Raw genomic sequence first — 21,174 nt, 5'->3', positions numbered from 1 at the left:
CGCCTCTGCGTTCAGGGGGCAAGTCGCTCCACATTCCAGGTCTCGCCCTCGCGCTGGTAGAGGAAGCGATCGTGCAGTCGATCGGCGCCCCCCTGCCAGAACTCGATCGTCTGCGGACGCACTCGATAGCCACTCCAGAACGGAGGCAAGGGCACCTCACCAGCCTCAAACCGCTGCCGCATCGCCGCCAGCTGCTGCTCCAGCAGTTGGCGGCCGGAAATCACCGAGCTCTGTTGGGAGACCCAGGCACCCAGCTGGCTGCCCCGGGGCCGGGAGCGGAAGTAAGCCAGGGTCTCCAGGAGGGCAATGGGCGTCGCCTCACCCTGGATTTCCACCTGGCGTTCGAGGCCATACCAGGGAAAGAGGAGGCCAACCCGGCCATTGGCAGCGATCTGCCTCGCTTTGCGGCTGCTGCTGTTGGTGAAGAAGACAAAACCGCGCTGGTCATAGGCCTTGAGCAGCACGGTGCGGCTGCTCGGCTGATCCGCCGCCACGGTGCTGAGCACCATCGCGTTGGGTTCGAGCAGCTCAGCGGCAAGGGCCTGCTCGAACCAGAGGCGGAACTGGGCGATCGGGTCATCCGCGAGATCGCGGCGCCGTAAGGCCGCCGATCCGTAGTGACGTCGCAGTTCCGCCGGATCCATGCCGATCAGGAGTGGCCCGCCGTGGCCTTCGGTTCGCGGCATTGCAGGCCGGTGGCCAGGACCATGGCCTCGTACTGGATGCGTTGACCTGTATCGGGCTGGTCTTGCATCGGATCAGAGAGCACGTTCTTCGGGCAGAAAAGCGCCATCCAGCACCGTTCCGCTCAGATCGGCGTTGCAAAGGCGCGTGTCGCGCAGGTCGCAGCCACTCAGGTCGGCACCCCGCAGATCGGCCCCACTGAGATCAGCGCCATAGAGGCAACTGTTTCGCAGATTGGCGCCCTGCAGGTTGACCCCCTGGAGCAGGGCAAAGCTGAGATCGGCGGCAGCGAAATCGGCGCCGCCGAGATCGGTGAGCTGGTCGAGCCCGGAGCGGAAATCCGCTTCCACCAGACGGGCGCCGCGCCAGAGGCTTCCGGCGGCCACCACGCCCCGCAGGCAGCAGCGGTGCAGGAAGGCGCCACTGAAATCGGCCTTCTGCAGGCGGGAGCCGGAGAGGTCGGCGTCATGCCAGGAGGAGCCCTGGGCGAGCACGCCGGAGAGGTCGGCGCCCCAGATCAGCGACTGCTGGAAGCAGCAGCCTTCGATGTTGGTGCCGGCCAGACAGGCGTGGCCGAAACGGGCTTCCTTGAAGCAGCCACCGTGGAGATCACATCCGGCCAGATCGAGATCGACGCCATCAATCTCACCGAGGCGCAATCCCGGAAATCGGGTCTGCCCGGAGTTCAGTTGATCCCGCAGCTCCTCGACCGTGGTGGGCAGGGCGCTGAAACCAGCCATCAAACGATGGCGCTGAGGGCATCGAGCTGTTGACGCCGGGAGGCGAGCAACAGCTTCTCGGCCTGGGCCACGAAGCGGAACACCGAGCGATCGATCACTTCGTAGAACACCAGCGATCCTTCAGGGCGGCGCTCCACCACACCGGCGATCGTGAGCAGTTTGAGGTGCTTGGAGACCAGGGCCTGACTCAGACCGGTTTTCTCCACCACAGCGGTGACATTGATCGGCCCATCGCGCAGGGCTTCCAACACCGCCAGACGGTTGGGTTCGGAAAAGACCTTGAAATAATCGGCGAGATGCTCCATCGGGCCGCGTCACAAGCTTCAAACGCCATCATCATGGCACGGATCCGTTGATCGCCGATTCCGTGTCATCACGCTTTCGTTATGGCATAGTCCTCGAAGCGACATGCCCTGCGCTCTCGACACCATGACAGCCACCACCAGCGGAGCACCGACGGCTCCCCATCTTCGTGAAGACCTGCTCACACCTCGCTTCTACACCACGGAGATCGCCAAGGCCGCTCGCACGAATCTCGAGGAGCAGCGCTCCTCCTTCGAGGCGATGCTCAGTGAAATGGAGGCCGACTACAACCGTGATCACTTCGATCGGCGTGCCCCGCTGGATCGCCTGCGCGACCTCAATCCCGAGCAGAAAAGCGCTTATGAAAGCTATCTGGTGCGCTCCTGCGTCTCTGAATTCTCCGGCTTTCTCCTGTTCAAGGAGCTCTCCCGCCAGCTGCGCGACGCCAAGCGCCCGGAGCTCAGTCGTCTGTTCAACCTGATGGCCCGCGATGAGGCCCGCCACGCCGGTTTCCTGAACCGGGCCCTGGTGGCGGAAGGGATCGAAATCGACCTGCCCGCCCTCAGCACCAAGCGACCGATCACCTGGTTCCCGCTCAACTGGGTGCTCTATTCGGTGTATCTCTCCGAGAAGATCGGCTACTGGCGCTACATCCTGATCGACCGACATCTCAAGGCCCATCCAGAGAATGCCTTCGCGCCGTTGTTTGATTTCTTCGAGCCCTGGTGTCAGGACGAGAACCGCCATGGCGACATTTTCAACATGCTGATCCGTTGTTGGCCCGGCCTCAACAGCGGCCTGCGCGGCTCCCTGCTCAGCCGCTTCTTCCTGTGGAGCGTGTTCCTGACCCACAGCCTCACGGTGTGTGAGCGCGGTGACTTCTACCGTTTGCTCGGCATGGATCCCGACCGCTTCGATGCGGAGGTGATGCGCCAGACCAATCGCACAGCCCGGCGCGCCTTCCCCCGGGTGTTTGATCTGGAGAACTCCCAGTTCCTGGCCCTGCGGGATCAACTGGTCGACACCTTCCGGCGCCTGAACAACAGCAAGGTGGATCAGCCAGGACTGGCCGGTGCCTGGACTCGGCTCGGCCTGAGGCTGCGCTTTGGTCAGTTGTTGCTGCGCCAGTTTCTGCAGCCGATGCAGGCCAGCAACGAGGTGGCGGCATGACACCCACCGATCCATTTCCCCGCGTCTTCATTGGTTTTGATCCGCGCGAAGACGTGGCGGTGAATGTCCTCACCGATTCGATGCAGCGTCATGCCAGCGCGCCGGTGCAGATCGCCCAGATCCGCCTCTCCCAGCTGCGCTCGGTGTACACCCGGCCGCACAATCCACTGCAGAGCACGGAATTCTCCTTCAGTCGCTTTCTGGTGCCGTGGCTCTGCGGCTACGAGGGTTGGGCCCTCTTCATCGATGCCGACATGCTCTGCCTCGGTGATCTGGCTGAACTCTGGGCCCTGCGCGACGACCGCTATGCGGTGCAGGTGGTCAAGCATCAGCACGACTGCGAGTCGGGCACCAAATTCCAGGGCATGCCCCAGACCCCCTATCGCCGCAAGAACTGGTCGTCGGTGATGTTGTTCAACTGTGGTCGCTGCAAGGCACTCACCCCCCAGGTGGTGAACACGGCCAGCGGTCTGGAGCTGCACCAGTTCCAATGGCTCGAGGACGGCGAGATCGGCGAACTGCCGCCGCAATGGAATGTGCTGGTGGGTGTGCAGGACGTTCCCGAAGACGCCCGCATCCTCCATTACACCCTGGGCGGTCCCTGGTTTGACGACTGCCAGACCATGCCTCGCTCTGAGCTCTGGACACAGGCCCGCCAGGCCCTCAACCACCCATTAGCGCTTCAAGCTTCTTCGTGATGACCCAGCTCGACTTTGCCAGTGCGGCCTACCGCGAGGCCTACAGCCGGATCAACGGCGTTGTGATTGTGGGCGAAGGTCTCGCCAATCGCCATTTTCAGATGTTGGCGCGGCGCATTCCCGCTGATCGCGACGAGCTGCAGCGGCTCGGACGGATGGAGGGGGACCATGCCAGCGCCTTTGTGGGCTGTGGCCGCAACCTCGGCGTGGTGGCCGATCTCCCCCTGGCCCGCCGCCTGTTTCAGCCTCTCCATGATCTGTTCAAACGTCACGACCACGACGGCAATCGGGCTGAATGCCTGGTGATCCAGGGGTTGATCGTGGAATGTTTCGCCGTGGCGGCTTACCGCCACTATCTGCCGGTGGCCGATGCCTACGCCCGGCCGATCACCGCAGCGGTGATGAACGATGAATCGGAACACCTCGACTACGCCGAGACCTGGCTGCAGCGCCATTTCGATCAGGTGAAGGCCCGGGTCAGCGCGGTGGTGGTGGAGGCGTTGCCGCTCACCCTGGCCATCCTGCAGACGCTCGCCAGTGACCTGCAGCAGATCGGCATGGATCCGGTCGAGACCCTCGCCAGCTTCAGCGAGCTGTTCCGCGAGTCGTTGGAAGCGGTGGGTTTTGAGAGCAAGGAGGCGCGGCGACTGCTGATGCGAGCGGCCGCCCGGATGGCCCCTTGATCCATCCCAATCAAGCCTGATTAATCCAGGGCCACAGGGGCTGCCGCCGGCGGCAGCCCGCTGGCATTGCGATTGAGCCACTCCGGTTCGAGCGACAGGGGTTGGGGGGTGACGCCGAAGCGCAGCTCCAACCAGGTGGCGACGCTCGGGTCCTGCACGACCACGGCCTCCCGACCTGCCACGCCGAACACCGCCTCGGACCAGGCCTCGGGCAGGTACCAGATCCCGGCATCGCTGGGGGAGGAATGGGCGTGGCGTTCCTTGATCAGTTCGCGCAACTGACCATCACCACTGAGACGCCCGACGCGGGCGATCAACGCCTGCAGACCTGAGGAGGAGCCCTGAGAGGCGAGAACCATGAAGACACACAACAAACCAGAACCATTGAACCACGTCATAACGGCAACGTATTACTGTTTTTACATTGGTCGCTTGATTGCCATGACCGCCAGCCACTCGATCTCTGATCACGCCAATCCCGCCGATGCCGACATGCGTCGCGGCTTTGGCCCCAGAGTGCGCAAGTTGCATAGCCGGATCGGCAAGGCCCATCACAAGGCCGAAGGCATGAGCTTCTCCAGGGCCCTGCTCGCCGGTGACGCCTCCCCCCGCCAGCTGGCGGCCTTGATGCGGGCTCTGGCGCCGGCCTATGCCTTCCTTGAGCAGAACGCCCCCGACCTGGCCCACTCGCTCGGATCTGATTCGATTCCCTGGAACGACCTCGCCCGCACCACCGCCCTGCGTCACGACCTCGCCATTCTCGCCAGCGTTCCCGCCACGCCGGCATCGGCTGCGGCCGCGATCTGGATGGAGCAACTGCACCTGCTGGCCCGTGAGGCCCCCCATCGGCTGATGGCCCACGTGTATGTGCGCTATGGCGGCGATCTCTCAGGCGGGCAGCAATTGGCAACCCAGGCCAACGCCATCCTGCAAAAAGCCGCTCTTCCCGCCCTCAGCTTCTGGTCGTTCAGCGCCCCAATCACCGAGCTCAAGCTGGCGCTGCACGACGGCTTCGAAGAGATGGAACTTTCCGCAGCCGAGGAGGAGGAACTGCTGGATGAGGCGGTGCAGGCCTTCGACGCCACCCAGGCCCTGTTGGCGGAGCTGACCCAGCTCGACTGATCCCCCCAAAGCACCACCACAGGCCGCTGCCCCCCGCCCCGTTCATCCATCCCGCCACCCAGCCATCGCCATGACAGCAACGCCCCAGACCAGCCGAGCCCTCGCGTTGCTGCTCAAACACGATCGGCCTGTGCCTCGTTACACCAGCTACCCCACCGCCGCTTCCTTTCGCAACGATGTGGGCGAGCTCCAGTTGCGGCAACAGCTGGCGGACGTCACCGACGCGCCCCTGTCGCTGTATGTGCATGTGCCCTTCTGTCGCCATGCCTGCTGGTATTGCGGCTGCAACCGGATCACCACCCAGCTCGGTTCCAAGGTGGTGAAGCCCTACCTCGCCGCGTTGGCAAAGGAACTGGAGTTGATCGCCGAGGCCATGCCCCAACGCCGACGACTGGCGCAGATGCATTGGGGCGGCGGCACCCCGAACTATCTGAATCGCGAGGAAACGGCCCAGCTCTGGGAACTGATCCGTCGCTATTTCGATTTCGACGACGAGCTGGAGGCCTCGATTGAGGTCAACCCGGAAGGTCTCAGCCGCGATGCCGCCTGCCAGCTACGGGAGCTGGGCTTCAACCGCATCAGTTTCGGTATCCAGGATGCCGATCCCGATGTGCAGAGGGCCGTCAACCGGGTGGTGCCGGAGACCCAGTTGCGTCATGCGATGCACTGGTTGCGGGAAGCGGGGTTCGAAAGCGTCAATGTTGATCTGATCTGTGGTCTGCCCCTGCAGACCCAGGAGCGCTTCAGGCGCACCCTCAACCTGGTGCAGGAGCTGCGTCCGGATCGGATTTCACTGTTTTCCTTTGCCTACCTGCCCGAGCAGTTGCCGATGCAGCGCAAGATTCAGGCGGAGGATCTCCCCAGCCAGTGGCAACGCCTGAGCATGTTGGAGGACGCCAATCAGCTTCTCTGCGCCAACGGCTACGACGCAATCGGCATGGATCACTACGCCCTGAGTAGCGATGGCCTGGCCGAGGCCGCTCGGCAAGGACGTCTGCATCGCAACTTCCAGGGCTACACCACCGGTGGAGAGCTGGATCTGCTCGGGATCGGGCCGAGCGCGATCAGCCAGTTCCGCCATCTGTTCAGCCAGAACGAACGGGGCCTGAAGGCCTACACCACCGCATTGGCGAACGGGACGCTCCCGGTGGAGCGCGGTCTGGTCGTGAAGGATCCGGATGTGCTGCGCCGCCGGGAGCTGATCCGCGATGTGATGTGCCACTTCACGGTTGAGGTTCCCCAGCACGGCTTTGACAGCGAGCTCCGCGACCTGGAGGCCTTGGAGCGGGACGGTCTGGTGCGACTCAACCGCCACGAGGGAGGGGTCAGCGTTCAGGTCACCAACGACGGCCGCTGGCTGATCCGCACGATTGCTGCGGTGTTCGATCCGGATCAGCGACGCCAGGCCAGCGGTTCGCGGCTGATCTGAGCAGCACACGGTGCTTTACTCGGGCCCACACAACAATGGATTCAGAGCACAACGCCGCGATGTCGCCTGATCGGGTTGAGAACGCCACCCTGCAGCGTCTTGCCCCCCATCTGGTGGCGCGGCCGCGACGCGGGGTCGTGGGCAGCAGCCGACAGGCGAAGCAACTGCGGGATGCCGTGCGATCGGCTGCCGCAGATCGGGACCGTCATGCGGTATTGCTGTACGGCGAACCCGGGCTGGAGAAAGACAACCTGGCGGCCTTGATTCATTTCGGCTCTGTTGATCGCCATCACTTGATGCTTCGTCTCGATGGAGCACGCATGCGCAGTGACGGCGCCGATCTGTTTGGCAGTGGGGATGCCCCGGGGCCAAAGCCCCTCCTGGAGCTGCTCGGGACTGGATCCTTGCTTGTTGATGATCTCGATCAGGTGCCCGAACCAGCCAGGCAGGCCTTGCTCAACCTGGCCCGCACCGGTGAATGGGCGCCGCTGGATGCCAGCACACCCAGACATCGTTTTGAAGGTCGCCTCTTCTTCACCGCCGAACGAAGCCTCGGCCAGTTCGACGACTGCTGCACGCTGATTCGCGTTCCCCCTTTGCGGGTCAGGCGCCAGGACCTCGGTGAATGGTTGCGCTACGAAGTACGGCAAAAGAGCCGAAGCCTTGGCTGGCAGCAAGTTCCGGAAGTGCCAGAAGGAGTGGTGAAGCAGCTGCAAACCCACGATTTTCCCAACAACCTGCGCGAACTCGATGCGTTGATCGACCGGGCGATCCAGCAGGTGCGCCATCAGGAGACGCATCACAATGGCCAGAGCTCCAGACAAGCTCCGAAATTGTTGCCGGAGGATGTGTTCTGGACGTCACCCCGCCAGCAGTACTCCCGCTTCGATCTCTGGCGCTGGAAGCCACGACTCAGGGAGTGGATGCGCTCAACACGGCTCTGGAACACCCTGCTGTTCGGCCTGGTGAGCTGGGTGTTCGTGCTGGTGAACCTCTGGCTTTGGCTTGGACCTCAGGATCGAGCCCATAACGGAGCCCTCAATCTGTTCTGGGCCTGGTGGTGGCCCCTGATCCTGATCGGCTTCCCCTTGGTGGGGCGGCTCTGGTGTTCGTTCTGCCCCTTCATGGTCTGGGGAGAGATCAGCCAGCGGCTGAGTCGAAGGTTCAGCTGGCGACCAGCCCCATGGCCCCGCGGAGACCATGACGGTTGGGCGTCCCGCTGGTTGAGCGCTGGCTTTGCCCTGATCCTCATCTGGGAAGCGCTTGGCAACCTGCCCAATACAGCCTGGCTGAGCAGCTGTTTACTGCTGCTGATCACAGCCGGCGCTGTGGTCTGTTCACTGCGTTTCGAGAAGCGGTTCTGGTGCCGTTACCTCTGCCCGATCGGTGGCATGAACGGTCTGTTCGCGAAGCTGTCGATCCTCGAACTGCGCGCCCAGGCAGGGATCTGTAGCGGTAACTGCAACAGCTACGCCTGCTTCAAGGGTGGACCGGCCGAAGGTGAAGGAATGGCCAGCAACGGCTGCCCGCTTGGCACCCACCCCGCCCACCTGCGCGATAACCGCAACTGTGTGCTCTGCCTCACCTGTGCCCAGGCCTGCCTCCATCGCTCCGTTCGACTGGCGATTCGCCCCCCGGCTGCCGACCTGCAACGCAGCATGGCAATCCCATTCGGCGAACCGGCCCTGCTTCTGATCCTGGCCGGCAGCATCAGCCTGGATCACTGGCAGCGGCTCTGGGGCTGGCATGCCCTGGCACCGGAAAGCCTGAGCAGCGGACCACTGCTTCCAAGGCTTGCCTTCGCGACCCTCGCCCTGGCAATCCCTTCTCTACTGGTTCTCTGTGCACGCCCGTTCTTCAGCCAGACCCGCCTGGATCGCACCGTCTACGGCTTGCTCCCCTTGATCTGGAGCCTTCTGCTGGCCGACCACCTTCCCCTCGGAATGGAGGAGGCAGGCCTCTTGCTGCCAGTGAGTGCATCCCCACTGCTGGAGGAGGGGGCATGGAACTTGCCCCATTGGCAAGCAGACCTCCACGTCATCGCCTTCTGTCAAAGCCTGTCTGTGGTGATCGGCGCACTCTGGAGTGCCGTCATCCTGCGCAGAATGCTGAGCAACAGTCGAAGCGCCTGGATCGCAGCAACCGGTTTGATGGTGCTGCTGGCCGCTACCGGTCGCTGGCTCGTGAATGGATCGGGGTAGAGGGATTTGAACCCCCGGCATCCTGCTCCCAAAGCACTACAAGAAAGTATGCGCCGCAAGGCATCTCTAGTCCCTGACTGCGATTTGGCCGATGCTGACTTGACCTGTCATGACCATTTCGATAGTTTTTGCACGCGTTTTGCACGCGTTCAATGCCATCTGTCAGAAAGCAGGATCCCTGGGAGACGGCGCTCAGGTCGCAGGTTCGAGCCCTCGGGAAGGGGTGGGGTGTTCAAGAAGAGAGGGGCCGTGTTCGCGTCAACTTGAGGCCGCCGGGGGAGAAGTCTCAAAGCGTGACACTTGAAATTCAATGGTCGGAGCGCTCCGCTGGTGACGCCTACACCCGAGTGCGGAATCTGTTCGGGCTGGTGGTCGGAGAGGGTTACAACCTGAGGCAAGCGGCGGATGTCGCTGCAGGTAAGGCACCAAAGCTCACTGAACGCACCGACTGGTCTGGCGCCATGGAGCGCTTCAGAGATCAAAAGCTCCACCACGGCACCGCGATCAAGCCTCAGACATGGGCAGGCGGCTACGAACCTGTGCTGACTGATGCCATTGCGCTGCTGACCAGTCGGAACCCCCCCACCACACCAGCGGATCTGATCGATGCCTGCATCAGGCGATGGGAACCGGGCAGCAGAACGCGGCAGGAGCGCGCGCGCAACCTCGCGCAGTTTTTGACCTACTGCACAACCCGGGAGCGATTCCCGGCCGTATGGCAACCACCACCGAGCCTTAAGGATCACATCGGCCGGAAACCCGCTACAGCGGAGGCGGGCGGCAGCGATCCGGTGAGCGATCAGGAGATCATCAACCTGATCGCCTCATTCCCTGATGACGGCCCGGGCCGCAGGTGGGCAGACGCGATTCGGTTGCTGGCTGAGCTGGGGCTGCGGCCGGTCGAGTTGACATATCTAGGTGTACGGACCGATCCGAAAACGAGCCAGAGCTACTGGTGGTGCAGCTACCAGAAGCGCGCCGGTGGAGGGGTAACGCGTCCCCGGCGGTTGTATCCACTGCCATTGATCGATGGCGATGGTGAAATGCAGCGCTGGAATCTGCTGCAGCGATGGGAGGCCGGGCTGTTGCGGCTGCCCGAGATGGATGAGAGCTCGCGGGTTGCACTGCGGGTCAATCAGTACCTGAGGCGCAGACCAGCATGGATGGCGTTGATCGCTGCAGCCGCTGCGAGAGATGAGAGGGTGACGACCTATTCATTCCGGCATAGCTACAGCGTGAGGGGCCACCAACGCGGGATCGACAGCGGAAGTATGGCGCTGGCGATGGGCCACAGCCTTGAAGTGCATTGCCGGTCGTATCCGTGGGCCACCGAATCAGGAGCTGAAAACGCATTTAATCGCGCAATGCAAAACGCAGCGTTAGTTAGATAGATAAACGCAGACGAAATTAGATCCTTATTTCGATTGCCTACCCCTGACAGATCGTGTAGAGTTTGAGTACGACGCGCTCAGATGTGTGTCGGTTGTTCTTCATCTACCTATCAAAAATGCCTGAATCCCCTTGGGTTCCGCAGCGGCAGGCTGCCGACTATCTCGGCATGTCTGAACGCACCCTCATGCGATACCGCCAAGCCGGTGTCTTGCAGCCCGGTGAGCATTACCGCCGCAAATTCATGAATTCACGCAGCGCGCTGCTCTACAACCTTCCCGCTACTGATGCTGCGATCACAGCGCAGTTCGCGAGAGATCACCGCACCCTTGAGCAGGCGGTCGGCTGAGGACCGCGAAGGTCAAACAAATCCACGCCCGACAGGGCGGGAAAGACATACAACAAACATACTCATCATGGCTGAAAACAATGCTGTTTCGTACATCGAGAACCTCCGCTTGGGCTGCAATGCCTGGCAGATCTACGAAACGTGGCAAACCGAGAAACACCACTGCGCCGTCCTAGCCCAATGGGATAGCGGCTTCGAGGTGCAAAACATCATCGAAGTGCCCGAAAGCGGAGGGCCTGTTCGCTGGGTGCCTTGCCGGATCTTCCGTGGTGACCGGGCCGCTGACTTTCGGGGAGCCTGTGACTGGTTTAACCCTGACGAGGTCTCACGCGACGCGATGGTGGAGCACAACCGCGCTGTCGCGAAGACAGGAGATCGAGCCGGTTGAGTGCTAATGCGATGCGCTACTTAACACTTATCCCATTGCCCTTTACCCCCCAACACTCCGCCATGACCAGGCATGAAAAACGCCCTGAACCACCAGGGCGTCATGGAAAACACTCCAGACATCAGTGTATCCAAGACGCCCTCCCCGCGCTGGTTTGCCCAGCTACATCGACTCCATCCCGACCTGATTCTTCTCCCGATCGGGTGGGATAACGAGTGCATTGGAGAGATCAATGATTGATCCCTCCTACTACGACATTCTGCGCTCAGAAATTTGCGCTCTCACAGGATTGGGACTGCAGGTCCAGACGGTCATCCCGTTGGCTCTGCCAGCGGAGTTCTATCCAAGGCGGAAGAAGAACAGGGCCACGGGTGAGTGGGAGCCGGTGCTGAAGAACGGTCAGCCTGTGCCGGCCTTCGTAGGCAAGAACCCATCTTGCTGGTTGCCTAATGGCAACCCCAGCACCATCAGCCACGCCATGTGTGCTGACAGGGAAGAACTTCTCGAACGGATCGCGATCGCTGAACGACTGGGGAAGGAACTGGGGCTGGCGATCATCCCATCGAAGGACGTGGTGTCGATCGACTTCGATACCAAGAACTACGACAGTGTCCAGCATCTGGAGGCTGACTGGATGGCGCTACTGGAGAGGTATCCAGTGCTCACCGGCACACGCATGGAGCGAACCCCCAGTGGCGGGGTGCATGTTTACGTGCGGGTCAGGGATCGGATGGCTAGCTGGAAGCGCCCTGGCGGTGGGCTGCATTGCAACTTCAGCACTGAACATGGTGGCCCTCATCGCGGTGAGGTGCTGGCCGGCACCCGGGTGTCGGTCTGTGCGCCCACCCAGAACGGGAGAGGCCCATATGAACTGATCAATCCCGAAGCCGCCCACCACTTTGTGGAGGTGCCTGACCTGGCCTCGATAGGGATCTTCCCAGTGGTCAAAGCCATGCCCCGGCCAGCCGCGCCGGAACCATCGCCGCCAGCCAGTAAGCGACAAGCCCCGACGAGCGTCAGCAACATTCCGCAGCTGGCCGACCTAATCGGCAGCAAGGCGCAGGAGGTGCTCAGGGGAGGCCGGCCCTATGGCGTGGATCCATCGGCCGCCTCTGATCGCAGCCTTCAGCTCACCGGCTACGTGAAGGAGCTCTGGAGCTGGCACAACCTGCTGCTGGAGAAGGGATGGAGATTTGAAGGCGATCCCGATCAGCTGCTCGCCCAGGCGATCGCCGCCCTCGACATCGGCGACAAAGCGGAACGTGTTCTGGAATCGATCATCCGGGCGGATTGTCGTCATCGGGATCCCGATCGGGCCCAGCGTCACTACGCCTGGCTAGCCGGTGATCGGACCCGCCACTGGGGTGGCCGCGGCAAAGGCTCGAGCAGCGGGGCATCTGCTGATGCCGCCTCTGATCGCAGCAAGCCGCCGCCACTGAGCCGTGAAGAGTGTCGCGACCGAATCCGAAATGCTATTGCCGCCCATCGCTCGCCCACCGAACTGGAGCTGCTGCTCGGGGACCTGGGGGATGAATCCGATCTCCATCCGCACGAACTCCGCCAGTTGTTGGCGGCCGTTCGCATCGAGCAAGAGCAATTCGATGTCCTGCAGCAAGAAGCCAGCGCCCTGGAAGAGGATCTGGCTCGGCATCAAGCCCGTGCACCCATCACCCTGGATCGCCTGTTCCCGCCGCCTCTGGCGGAGGCGATCAGGCGAATCACGGAACACCTGCCGTACTGCGACCACGTGGTGGCGACGGCCTACCTGGCGGGTGTCAGCGGCCTGGTGAAGCTGGGCACGACGATCTGTGGCAACCCCTACACCGATTTCGTCACCCCGGCCAACCTCTACGTGGCCACGGTGGGGCGCTCAGGCCAGAAGAAAACCCCGCTGGAGAAGCTGCTGGTTCGGAGGCCGGCGCAGGAACTCAAACGGGAAATCGATGTCGCCAACACCCGTGCATTAAAGGCCTGGCGAGATCAATGCAAAGGCTGCAAGAAAGACGAGCGTCCACCCAAGCCGGTGGCGATCTATCTACAGATTCAGGACTACACCGGGGAGGCCTTCGTTCAGCAGCTGCAGGAGCTCGACAAACGAGGCCTGAGCGTGCTGGTGCTGCGCGATGAGCTCTCCGGCCTGTTCGGTGCAATGAATGCCTACCGCTCCGGCCGCGGTTCCGATGAACAGCAGCTGCTGGAGCTGTTTGACGGGCAGGCCTACACCTCGCTGCGGGTCTCAGCCGGCGATCGCAGTTATGAACGCTGTCAGGTGAGCATCTACGGAGCCATTCAGCCCGGGGTGCTGCGGGAACTGATCAAGGGCGGCGACCCCTCAGGCAAATGGGCGCGCTTCCTCTTCTCGCCTTTACCGGAAAATACGGTGCCCCTGCCCACAGGGATTAGTGCGGAGGGAGTGGCAGCAGTCAAACAGGCCAATCAGGATCTGCAGGACTATGCCCGACAAATCCACAAGATGCCGGCACAGCGCTACCAGCTCGATCCTGAGGCAATCGAGGCCTTCAGTGCTTACGAGCACAACAAGCAGATTCAGGCCCAGCAAGCCCGTCTGGACGCGCATGGTGCGCTCTACGGCAAGTCAGCCGGCAAAGTGCTCCGGGTTGCTGTATTACTGCACCTGCTGGAGCTGTCGGTACTCAACAGGCCGGTTGAGGTGGAAGTTCCGGTGGCCACACTGCAGCGAGCTATGGAGTTGGTAGACGCGATGGATGATTGGGCGCTGGGTTTCCACGAGCAAGCAGCAGCCGATGCGGAGGGGGTGTCGTCGCTAATGCGTCGCATTCACACCCTGGCCCACAAGGGGGAGGGGGAAGTGACCTGGGGGCAGCTGCGCCAGCAGATGAGCGGTAAAGAGAAGAAGGGAATCGATGCCGGTCTAGCTGAACAGGCCATGCAGGCTTTGGCCAAGCTGGGTGTCGGCGAGGTGAGCGAGGGCCCCAGGGGCGGAATGCTGTACCGGGCCATTGCTGATCTGCCTTCTTAAGGGGGAGTCGAGGAGCAATGGGGGAGCGGCCTTGTCCCCCATAACAAACCAGTGATCCCAGGGGGTTTGAGGGAAGGGGGGAGAGGGGGACTGGTTTCGACTCTTTTTTCCCCCCCCTGTTGTGGACCTGATTAAAAAAGGGACCCCCCTCCCCCATATCCCCCATAGCTGAAAGATCGCAGTCGTGGCGGCTCTTCTTATGGGGGAGCGTGACATGTCCCCCAATGCATCCCCCATTGCAGGCTGCGTCAGTCGTCGTCGATGTAGACAGCAGGCCCGGAGCACCTTTACGGCCACCGAAGGTGCTTCGCGATGCGGCCCTTTAGCTGAGCAAATGGATACTAGAAACAAGAGAGTAACTCGGGCATAGATATGTCAGATACGTTTACCGCTGGTCAGTTGAGCGAGACGAAATAGCAGACAGAATTAGTAACAACCATGCAAATTATAGTCTGCCTTGATCTTTTCCAAGCGAACACTGTTTGCGCTTTCCAGCTCGTTCCATTCACGCAAAAAGCGTGGATAATCTTCGGGGACAGATCTTCCATCGTCGCATTTCCACCAATCTCCCGTTTGCGGCCCACCGCAAAATTCAGTCTGATGCTTTATTCGCACGGCCGTGGCTCGCTTTTTTGACCCGCCTGGGGCAGATACCCTGTCGAAAGCTTTCTGAATCGCCTCACATTTCTCATAATCAACTGCCAACGCAGCCGGAGCCGAAGCAAGTATTAAGGCAAGAAAGACTATTTTCATTTTACCAAGCGTTTCATGAAGTAAATATTCATCATATGGCTCCCGGATGCCTAATCACTATTTACATGGAACAAAAAGTTACCACCCTCCCCTCCCTCCCAATGTAGCGTGTCACCGCGCAAGGATCCGCGCGATACGCCCCTCCAGTTGATCGATCGCCTCATCGATGCTGGCGTCGCGCCAGTCATACAAACGCGGCACTGATGGCGGGCTGTCGAGCAATGCAAATAACCGACTAATCGAGCCGTTTTTCTCGCGGTAGATCCCGGGTTGCAGTGTGCTGCTGCTGCTGCTGCGATCGATCGCGAAGTACCGCCCCCTGCTGCGCTGCTTACCGACCGCGAATTCATTGGCGCGCAGTTGACCGAGAGCAGCTTGATAGACGGTTTGGCTCATCCTGCCGCGTCGTGTTTCCGCGTGGCGTGCGCCTGTAATGGGCACCAGATGCGTGCCGGGTGTGAACACCCCCCCGCGTTGCAATCGCCTGCTGAACCGCGTTGTAAGCGCAGTGCCACGGGTGCTGGCGCCAACCCGAAACACCGGCTCGAGATAGTCCGCAGGTGTCTGCCCCAGCGTGCCGTCTTCGCTGATGCGGAGCGTCAGGCTGAGCCATTCGGGATCGACCCGATAGCGCACTGATCGAAGCGTGTAAGGCACCGGATCCCTGAACACGTTTGCCATCTCCCGAGCGTGAAAGTTTCTCAGGTGCGGGCCAAGCCAAAAAAGTGCTCGTTTTGCGGCATAGGGAAGTTGCATCTTCTCGAGTGCAATGAGCTCACTAATCAAGCCATCGAGGCCGTGTTTAATTGTTTGCATTGCTGCCTCAAACTATCACGAGCTTCCTTCACTCTAATGCGCGAAGAATTTATCAAGCATGGCTTCAACATCGACTGCGATGATGACTCTCCCCGAGCCCCCAAGGCGACCCTATGGCGCCTCCTCAGCATCGGCGGTGGATTAAGTCACTGCAAAGCGATCGAACTCATCAGCGCGTTGACGCGATCTATGTCGATAAAAATTCGTGAGTCCCGGAGAAGCCATTTTTTTTGTTGCATACTCAAGATGCAGACATCTTGCATTTATTCATGGCCGCCGCCCTGCGCTGCCATCTGTTGATTGGACCGCCCGCCAGCGGCAAGACCACCATCGCGGCACTGCTAGCGCCGATGCTGGATGCCGAGCTCCTCTCTACGGATCGGATCCGTGAGGAGCTATACGGCGACCCGATAATTCAGGGCCACTGGCATGAGGTGGAGGAACAACTGCACGCCGGGATTCAGGCGAGCGTGGCGGCAGGGCGTTCGGTGTTGATCGATGCCACCCATGCTCAGCGGCCCTGGCGGCTCGCATTGACGCAGCGGCTGGAGCTGTACAGGCCGGTGGAGTGGATCGGTTGGTGGATGCGCACCCCACTCGAGGTGTGCCTGGAGTGGAACAAGCGGCGCGCGCGCCAGGTGCCCGAGCTGGTGGTGCAAAAATTCGCGGCAGCACTGGGCGATCGCGACTTTCAACCCTCTCGCAGTGAAGGCTTTGCGGTTCTGGTGGATTACGACCCGGCCACAGGCGGTGATCCAGCCGAGGAGCTCGCTGCAGAAATCGCGCGGCTCGATAAACGCATCTCTGCTGCCCGCAACCGCGAGCAGGCCAAGGAGCTCCACGGCTACTCCCGGTTGTTGGATCTGGAGCGACTGCTCTATCTGCTGCAACTCCTCAGCCGCTATCCCGGACTCAGCGCTGGGGATATCACCACCCGAGCAGAGCTGGAGGCAATCTGCAATCCGCTGCCGGAAGGGGCGATGGCCCAACGGGCTGCGGCCTATCTCTCTCGCCTGCGCGGCGAGTGCTACGGCGATGTGGATGCTCTGGAGGCAGATCTCCTTTGGCTCCAGAGCCAGGGTTGTCTCGATGCGGCGCCCACGCAACAACCCATCGAGCCACCCGCTGCCCCAGAAAACCTGAATGAGCAGAACCTGGGCGGCTGGCCTCCGATGGCCGACCGGAGCGTATTCATCCGGGTGTTCAGCCTGTTGCGCCATCTGTTGCATCACCCCTTTGATTGCGAGAAGGGCGTGCCACTGCAGGAGCACCTGATCAGCCAGCTCGGCGGTGTCTACATGCCAGGTGAAGCCGGCACCCTGCGCAAGGACGTGGAGCGCGTGCTCACCCCCTATGGCTTCCGCACCCGCAACGACAATGTGCGCCACGGCTACGGCCTTGGTACGGCGGTGCTATCGGCAGCGCGGCTGAGGGAAGTGCACCAGGTGGTAAGTCAGGCGGTGTCCCGTCTAGGTGATCCCACCGCGCAGGACTTGCTAGCTGAGCTCGATGAGCGGCTGCGCTGGGGCGGGGTATTGCGGGAGGACGAGCTGCCGGTACGGGTCTTTGCCAATCGCTCAATCGTGCACCCCGATCTCGTGCGACGTGATTCGCTGGCGGTGCCTGAACAGGCCGAGAAGCTGGAGGCAGCGATCACATCCGGGCAGCGGGTGTTGCTCGAGCGCTTTTCTGATGCAGCCGATCACGGGGTGGAGCCGAAGAAGCCGGTTCATGTGTGGCCCATACAGCTGCTGTTTCACAACATCGGTTGGTACGTCGCCTTTGAAGACGATGCGGTGGGTCACGAGCGTGGACTGATCAGGACGGAACGGCTGGATCGGCTCGCTCTACGGCAGGTGGACAGCGGCTTTCGCCGCACGCCGGAGCAACGGGCTGAAGCAGTGCGGCGTCTTTCTCGGCTGATGGAGCTCAGCGGTGGGATCTACTTCGGAGATGACGCTGCTTTGCAGGAGCAGCTCTGCGAGGCCAGCCCTGAGAAGCTGAGCGCCTTGTTGACCACCGTGCGCTTCCGCTGCACACTTCGGGTCTACCGCTTTCTGCGTGAAGGGCTGCAGCGTTACCCGCCTAGTCACATGCGCCTGTCCAAACCCTTGCCTAGCGATCCCTGGAGAAAACCTTCCAAGACACAGCTGATGCTGGAACCGATCGAGGGTGATATTCACCCGTTCCCGATCGAGATCGACCTGCCGCCTTGGACCGTGGCTCGGGATGTGGACTTTCGGCGGTGGTTATTTGGTTATGGAGCCGATATTTCATTAGAGAATCCCGCTTATCTGCTGGATGAATATCTCGCGAGATGCAGGGAAATAATTGCTCTTCACTTACAGGAGATGCCTCATTAATCCCCCTGACTTCTCATGCAACTCGATCCATTTAATGACCCCAGGGAGCCGTGGCTTACAACGGGGATTCTTATTTCTCTTGCCTCGCTTTTTGACCTATGCAAGGGCCTCGGCGTTAGGTTTGAAGGAGATGGAGTATACAATAATGGCTCCGTTCCTGGCAGGGGTGCTGCAACCGTAAGGGATGATCCTGAAAAGGCTCTTCGCTATGTTGTAGATTCTGAGTTCTTTGAAGAATGTATTCAGGACATACGCGACAAAAATGTCGAACTTTCTAAAGCAGTAGGCCTGCTGCAGGATTTTGATGGAAAGGTCAGTACAAGAAATATTCTCAGCATGCTTATCTGGAATAAAAAAGAGATTTCGAACGAAATCAGGAATGCAAATATTGTTGATACAATAAGTGATTTCACCTTTGACTTTCAAGAGATAGTTGAGTTGGCAGGGCTGCTCAAGGTCTCTTTCCGCAACCGCAAAAGCCATCGCAAACTCCAAGATGGCACCGATAAAGCTTTCTATACATATCACCATTCGCTCATGAGTCGTTTCAAGCAGCTTGTTGATAATTGCTTGAAATTCACGTGCAGTAGAGGATGGATCACCAATGGCCCGGTAAACGAACAGGGTGAGTCCCTGCCAATGATTAAAAGTCATATTGAAAGATTTGAAGGCCTTTCTGTAGATATATTTGATGCGTTGAGGCCTCCGCATCATGACGCAAGCAGTGCGCTCGGCGCCATACCAGTGAGTGCGTCAGCAAATGAGCAACCAGCAACAGAAAGGGAAAACCCTGCATCTAGCACTATCTCCAAAACTGATCTGTACGAGATTGTCGATGCAATCCGTGAAGCCCATGATGAGTCCGGATCTTACTTTGCTTGGCTGGAAGAGCGAATAAACTCATTGATCACCAGCGCCGCAGAGGACTTAAGTAACTCTTTGCTTGATCCTTGGAAGAATAAGAATATTGAAGACGTTCTACAGGCACTCCTTGGGAGGCAGGCGCCAAACAGCGACACCTCTCATGGAGGCCTTTACGTGCGCCAAAGTGCGGATTCGAATGGGGGAGCAGAAAGGAGATTCAGTCATGCAAATAGCATGAAGTCTGACTCACAGACTTCAGCTTTCTCGCAGCCGCCTACGGCTGGAAATAGTTCTCAGAAAATCCTCTCAGAGCTGCGAAGTCTCTGCAGCGAAATGCGCAATAACCTTAAAAGGATAGACTCGCGTTTTGAGTTCTATAACTGCATCCTGCAGTCGCCAATTGTCGCGCCAGCGATTCAGGAAGGGGTTTGCAGCTACGACCAGCTAAAACAGACAGATCAGTTCGTTTCAAGAATTATAAATACTAATAGATCCTTTATGCTTGACGAGCAAGAGCGCATGTACCGCGAGCGCATCGATCAGATTCTTTCGAAGAATAGACAGCCGGACTGCCCCTTCTGATTATGGTCAACTTCTAAGCGTCTCTTGCTTATAGTCGCTAATTAATATACCCATTGAATTTGTATCTCTATCATGAGCTTTGAGGCTTCTGTGGATAAGGAAATCTTGCTATTTTTTGTTAGTTGCTATCGTCTCTCTATGCACCCTGCCAGAGTTTTCAGTATTCCTTAGCTTCTTCCAGGGTGCTTGTTCTTGTCTTGGGATAGTGCGCGAGTGGGATGATCAATGTTCGGCAGGGTTTTGAGTTGTCTCTTCGGATCAAAAAATCGGTCTCTTGGCAGAGATTGATCGTGGAGAAGTTCTATGACGGCTGGTGTGAGCCCCTTCTAATTGGCAAGTTTGAGGGTTGATTCTCTATGGGTTCCCGGCTTGTCATTGCTTCGAAAGATTCCTCAGATCAAATGCCCTCTCGCCATTGCCAGGTAACGCTCTTGCCGCACTGCAAATGGCACCGGCGACCAGCCAGAGCTGCCCGCCCGGAATGAGCGCTAGAGCAACGCTGATAGCAAGCGACAAGGATGCCCCGCTCAGCGCAGCGATGCCAGCACTCTTCAAGATGTGGTGAAGCCTCTGCTGACGCTCAATAGGTGTAGCCCGCCTCCAAGATTCCTTGTTCCGGAGCAGCTCCCAAGCCATCGCTATCAACGCTGCCAGAACAGCGGCCTCCAGGCAGTGACCAGCGATGTCGGCCGCCACACCTGGAGCAGCAAACGCATCGATGCCCCCATCGATATGGGCTCGCCCCACATCAACGGCGCTCATCGGTTCGCCGCCGCGGCTTCGGTTCCAGCTGGCAGTTTCAAACTGCCAGCCTTGTTGCGCTGAACCTCCTTGGGATTGAGGGATCCAGTGGCTGAGATCCTTGTCGGATAACCAGCTGCGGATTGCTTCCTCGGGGCTATCACTGCGGAGCAGAAGCTCTGGCAGCTGCCCCTGTAGTTCGGCGCTATGGGCAGCGAGCCGCTCCTTGAGCACGGCCACAACGCTCGGATCCAGAGACTGCTCGCTCAGACGTGTGATGAAAGCTGAGGTGAGCCCAATGGCAAACGGCCGGCTCATGCCGATTGGCTGGCAGGGGCTGCCCCACCAAGCAGCTGACTCAGGCTGACCCCCGCATCAAAGGCGGCGCGGTGAAGATCCGAGCGCTGTTCTTCGCTGAGCCCATCCCAGAAGGCGTGCACGAGGTCGATCGAGGCTTTACCAAGGCCAACCATGCCGATCAGGCTGAGCGGAAACCCCAACCAGGGGAAGACGAAAAGCACCACGCTGAGCACTGCACTCACGGCAGCCCCCTGCTTGGTGGTTTCCCACACGCTCGCCACAATCGCTTGAACCTGGGTGCTCCGATCGATCTCGCCACGCTTGCGCATGGCTTCGGTGCGGAGGCCCGTGAGCAGGGCTTGGTAGATGGCGAACACGACCATCCCGCCAACGGTGCTTTCGCCGATGAATTCACCGCCGGTCAGCGCGCCATGGTTGCCGTTCAGATCGATGGAGGCCAAGCCGGCCGTAGGCGCGATCTCCCAGCCAGCGCGGGGAAGCCGATAGGGGTCACGTTCACGGGACATGGTGGTTTTCTCTTTGGCGGGAAGTTTTTTCAGTGTTGCTTGCTAGTCAGTCGATCCTCAGTTCTTCGTGC

Annotated in this window: 19 protein-coding genes; 12 read left to right on the top strand and 7 right to left on the bottom strand. The window is 60.2% G+C overall.

What is annotated here, in order from left to right; genetic code table 11:
- Window positions 1–11: 11 nt before the first annotated feature.
- From pdxH to H0O21_RS09260, 3 genes are all read right to left on the bottom strand, one after another.
- Window positions 12–644, bottom strand: coding sequence for a pyridoxamine 5'-phosphate oxidase (gene pdxH, locus H0O21_RS09270; protein WP_185190964.1), 633 nt, complete (start codon window positions 642–644; stop codon window positions 12–14).
- A 114-nt stretch (window positions 645–758) separates the two neighbouring features.
- Window positions 759–1,424 carry a pentapeptide repeat-containing protein gene (locus H0O21_RS09265; protein WP_185189476.1) on the bottom strand — a complete coding sequence of 222 codons (666 nt, stop codon included), beginning with the start codon at window positions 1,422–1,424 and terminating at the stop codon, window positions 759–761.
- Window positions 1,424–1,729 (bottom strand): helix-turn-helix transcriptional regulator, encoded by a 306-nt coding sequence (locus tag H0O21_RS09260; protein WP_130129091.1) that lies wholly within the window; start codon window positions 1,727–1,729, stop codon window positions 1,424–1,426. The genes H0O21_RS09265 and H0O21_RS09260 overlap by 1 nt, the downstream gene beginning before the upstream one ends.
- Window positions 1,730–1,853: 124 nt before the next feature.
- Here H0O21_RS09260 and acsF point away from each other — a divergent pair, with 124 nt between their 5' ends.
- The 3 genes from acsF to H0O21_RS09245 are packed head-to-tail and all read left to right on the top strand — an operon-like array spanning window position 1,854 to window position 4,278.
- Entirely contained in the window at window positions 1,854–2,897 is a 1,044-nt protein-coding gene (acsF, locus tag H0O21_RS09255; RefSeq protein ID WP_185190963.1) for a magnesium-protoporphyrin IX monomethyl ester (oxidative) cyclase, read from the top strand.
- Window positions 2,894–3,595 (top strand): glycosyltransferase, encoded by a 702-nt coding sequence (locus H0O21_RS09250; protein WP_185189475.1) that lies wholly within the window; start codon window positions 2,894–2,896, stop codon window positions 3,593–3,595. Before acsF ends, H0O21_RS09250 begins: the two co-directional genes overlap by 4 nt.
- The gene (locus H0O21_RS09245) at window positions 3,595–4,278 is read left to right on the top strand and encodes a long-chain fatty aldehyde decarbonylase (RefSeq protein ID WP_185189474.1); all 684 of its coding nucleotides are present in this window, start codon (window positions 3,595–3,597) and stop codon (window positions 4,276–4,278) included. Before H0O21_RS09250 ends, H0O21_RS09245 begins: the two co-directional genes overlap by 1 nt.
- 20 nt (window positions 4,279–4,298) lie before the next feature.
- On the opposite strand, the gene H0O21_RS09240 is transcribed toward H0O21_RS09245, so the two are convergent.
- Window positions 4,299–4,637 carry a hypothetical protein gene (locus tag H0O21_RS09240; protein WP_185189473.1) on the bottom strand — a complete coding sequence of 113 codons (339 nt, stop codon included), beginning with the start codon at window positions 4,635–4,637 and terminating at the stop codon, window positions 4,299–4,301.
- 82 nt (window positions 4,638–4,719) lie between these two features.
- Between H0O21_RS09240 and H0O21_RS09235 the strand changes: the two genes are divergently transcribed.
- From H0O21_RS09235 to H0O21_RS09205, 7 genes are all read left to right on the top strand, one after another.
- The gene (locus H0O21_RS09235) at window positions 4,720–5,400 is read left to right on the top strand and encodes a biliverdin-producing heme oxygenase (protein ID WP_185189472.1); all 681 of its coding nucleotides are present in this window, start codon (window positions 4,720–4,722) and stop codon (window positions 5,398–5,400) included.
- Between the two features lie 70 nt (window positions 5,401–5,470).
- The gene (gene hemN / locus H0O21_RS09230) at window positions 5,471–6,829 is read left to right on the top strand and encodes an oxygen-independent coproporphyrinogen III oxidase (protein ID WP_185189471.1); all 1,359 of its coding nucleotides are present in this window, start codon (window positions 5,471–5,473) and stop codon (window positions 6,827–6,829) included.
- A gap of 59 nt (window positions 6,830–6,888) precedes the next feature.
- Window positions 6,889–9,030 (top strand): 4Fe-4S binding protein, encoded by a 2,142-nt coding sequence (locus H0O21_RS09225; protein ID WP_185189470.1) that lies wholly within the window; start codon window positions 6,889–6,891, stop codon window positions 9,028–9,030.
- A gap of 293 nt (window positions 9,031–9,323) precedes the next feature.
- Window positions 9,324–10,421, top strand: coding sequence for a site-specific integrase (locus tag H0O21_RS09220; protein WP_255440965.1), 1,098 nt, complete (start codon window positions 9,324–9,326; stop codon window positions 10,419–10,421).
- 116 nt (window positions 10,422–10,537) lie between these two features.
- Window positions 10,538–10,768, top strand: coding sequence for an excisionase family protein (xisR, locus tag H0O21_RS09215; RefSeq protein ID WP_185189468.1), 231 nt, complete (start codon window positions 10,538–10,540; stop codon window positions 10,766–10,768).
- 67 nt (window positions 10,769–10,835) lie between these two features.
- Window positions 10,836–11,156, top strand: a complete 321-nt coding sequence (locus tag H0O21_RS09210) for a hypothetical protein (protein WP_185189467.1) — start codon at window positions 10,836–10,838, stop codon at window positions 11,154–11,156.
- A 232-nt stretch (window positions 11,157–11,388) separates the two neighbouring features.
- Entirely contained in the window at window positions 11,389–14,157 is a 2,769-nt protein-coding gene (locus tag H0O21_RS09205; RefSeq protein ID WP_185189466.1) for a DUF3987 domain-containing protein, read from the top strand.
- An 864-nt stretch (window positions 14,158–15,021) separates the two neighbouring features.
- On the opposite strand, the gene H0O21_RS09200 is transcribed toward H0O21_RS09205, so the two are convergent.
- Window positions 15,022–15,591 carry a hypothetical protein gene (locus tag H0O21_RS09200; protein ID WP_185189465.1) on the bottom strand — a complete coding sequence of 190 codons (570 nt, stop codon included), beginning with the start codon at window positions 15,589–15,591 and terminating at the stop codon, window positions 15,022–15,024.
- Window positions 15,592–15,995: 404 nt separating this feature from the next.
- Here H0O21_RS09200 and H0O21_RS09195 point away from each other — a divergent pair, with 404 nt between their 5' ends.
- Entirely contained in the window at window positions 15,996–18,089 is a 2,094-nt protein-coding gene (locus tag H0O21_RS09195; protein ID WP_185189464.1) for an AAA family ATPase, read from the top strand.
- A 15-nt stretch (window positions 18,090–18,104) separates the two neighbouring features.
- On the top strand, window positions 18,105–19,535 hold the full coding sequence (locus H0O21_RS09190) for a hypothetical protein (RefSeq protein ID WP_185189463.1): 1,431 nt from the start codon (window positions 18,105–18,107) through the stop codon (window positions 19,533–19,535).
- A gap of 372 nt (window positions 19,536–19,907) precedes the next feature.
- Here the strand turns inward: H0O21_RS09190 and H0O21_RS09185 are convergent, their stop codons facing one another.
- Window positions 19,908–20,594, bottom strand: coding sequence for a hypothetical protein (locus tag H0O21_RS09185; protein ID WP_185189462.1), 687 nt, complete (start codon window positions 20,592–20,594; stop codon window positions 19,908–19,910).
- Entirely contained in the window at window positions 20,591–21,103 is a 513-nt protein-coding gene (locus H0O21_RS09180) for a hypothetical protein (protein ID WP_185189461.1), read from the bottom strand. The genes H0O21_RS09185 and H0O21_RS09180 overlap by 4 nt, the downstream gene beginning before the upstream one ends.
- Window positions 21,104–21,174: the final 71 nt, after the last annotated feature.

The sequence above is a fragment of the Synechococcus sp. HK01-R genome, from assembly GCF_014217855.1.
Classification (GTDB): Bacteria; Cyanobacteriota; Cyanobacteriia; order PCC-6307; family Cyanobiaceae; genus Synechococcus_C.
The sequence above is the reverse complement of the archived record's forward strand: the minus strand, read 5'-3'. Positions and strand labels throughout refer to the sequence as shown.

Excerpts from the sequence above, each read along its gene's own strand:
- pdxH (WP_185190964.1), bottom strand. The coding sequence starts at position 644 with ATGGATCCGGCGGAACTGCGACGTCACTACGGATCGGCGGCCTTACGG.
- H0O21_RS09265 (WP_185189476.1), bottom strand. The coding sequence starts at position 1,424 with ATGGCTGGTTTCAGCGCCCTGCCCACCACGGTCGAGGAGCTGCGGGAT.
- H0O21_RS09260 (WP_130129091.1), bottom strand. The coding sequence starts at position 1,729 with ATGGAGCATCTCGCCGATTATTTCAAGGTCTTTTCCGAACCCAACCGT.
- acsF (WP_185190963.1), top strand. The coding sequence starts at position 1,854 with ATGACAGCCACCACCAGCGGAGCACCGACGGCTCCCCATCTTCGTGAA.
- H0O21_RS09250 (WP_185189475.1), top strand. The coding sequence starts at position 2,894 with ATGACACCCACCGATCCATTTCCCCGCGTCTTCATTGGTTTTGATCCG.
- H0O21_RS09245 (WP_185189474.1), top strand. The coding sequence starts at position 3,595 with ATGACCCAGCTCGACTTTGCCAGTGCGGCCTACCGCGAGGCCTACAGC.
- H0O21_RS09240 (WP_185189473.1), bottom strand. The coding sequence starts at position 4,637 with ATGGTTCTCGCCTCTCAGGGCTCCTCCTCAGGTCTGCAGGCGTTGATC.
- H0O21_RS09235 (WP_185189472.1), top strand. The coding sequence starts at position 4,720 with ATGACCGCCAGCCACTCGATCTCTGATCACGCCAATCCCGCCGATGCC.
- hemN (WP_185189471.1), top strand. The coding sequence starts at position 5,471 with ATGACAGCAACGCCCCAGACCAGCCGAGCCCTCGCGTTGCTGCTCAAA.
- H0O21_RS09225 (WP_185189470.1), top strand. The coding sequence starts at position 6,889 with ATGTCGCCTGATCGGGTTGAGAACGCCACCCTGCAGCGTCTTGCCCCC.
- xisR (WP_185189468.1), top strand. The coding sequence starts at position 10,538 with ATGCCTGAATCCCCTTGGGTTCCGCAGCGGCAGGCTGCCGACTATCTC.
- H0O21_RS09210 (WP_185189467.1), top strand. The coding sequence starts at position 10,836 with ATGGCTGAAAACAATGCTGTTTCGTACATCGAGAACCTCCGCTTGGGC.
- H0O21_RS09205 (WP_185189466.1), top strand. The coding sequence starts at position 11,389 with ATGATTGATCCCTCCTACTACGACATTCTGCGCTCAGAAATTTGCGCT.
- H0O21_RS09200 (WP_185189465.1), bottom strand. The coding sequence starts at position 15,591 with ATGGCAAACGTGTTCAGGGATCCGGTGCCTTACACGCTTCGATCAGTG.
- H0O21_RS09195 (WP_185189464.1), top strand. The coding sequence starts at position 15,996 with ATGGCCGCCGCCCTGCGCTGCCATCTGTTGATTGGACCGCCCGCCAGC.
- H0O21_RS09190 (WP_185189463.1), top strand. The coding sequence starts at position 18,105 with ATGCAACTCGATCCATTTAATGACCCCAGGGAGCCGTGGCTTACAACG.
- H0O21_RS09185 (WP_185189462.1), bottom strand. The coding sequence starts at position 20,594 with ATGAGCCGGCCGTTTGCCATTGGGCTCACCTCAGCTTTCATCACACGT.
- H0O21_RS09180 (WP_185189461.1), bottom strand. The coding sequence starts at position 21,103 with ATGTCCCGTGAACGTGACCCCTATCGGCTTCCCCGCGCTGGCTGGGAG.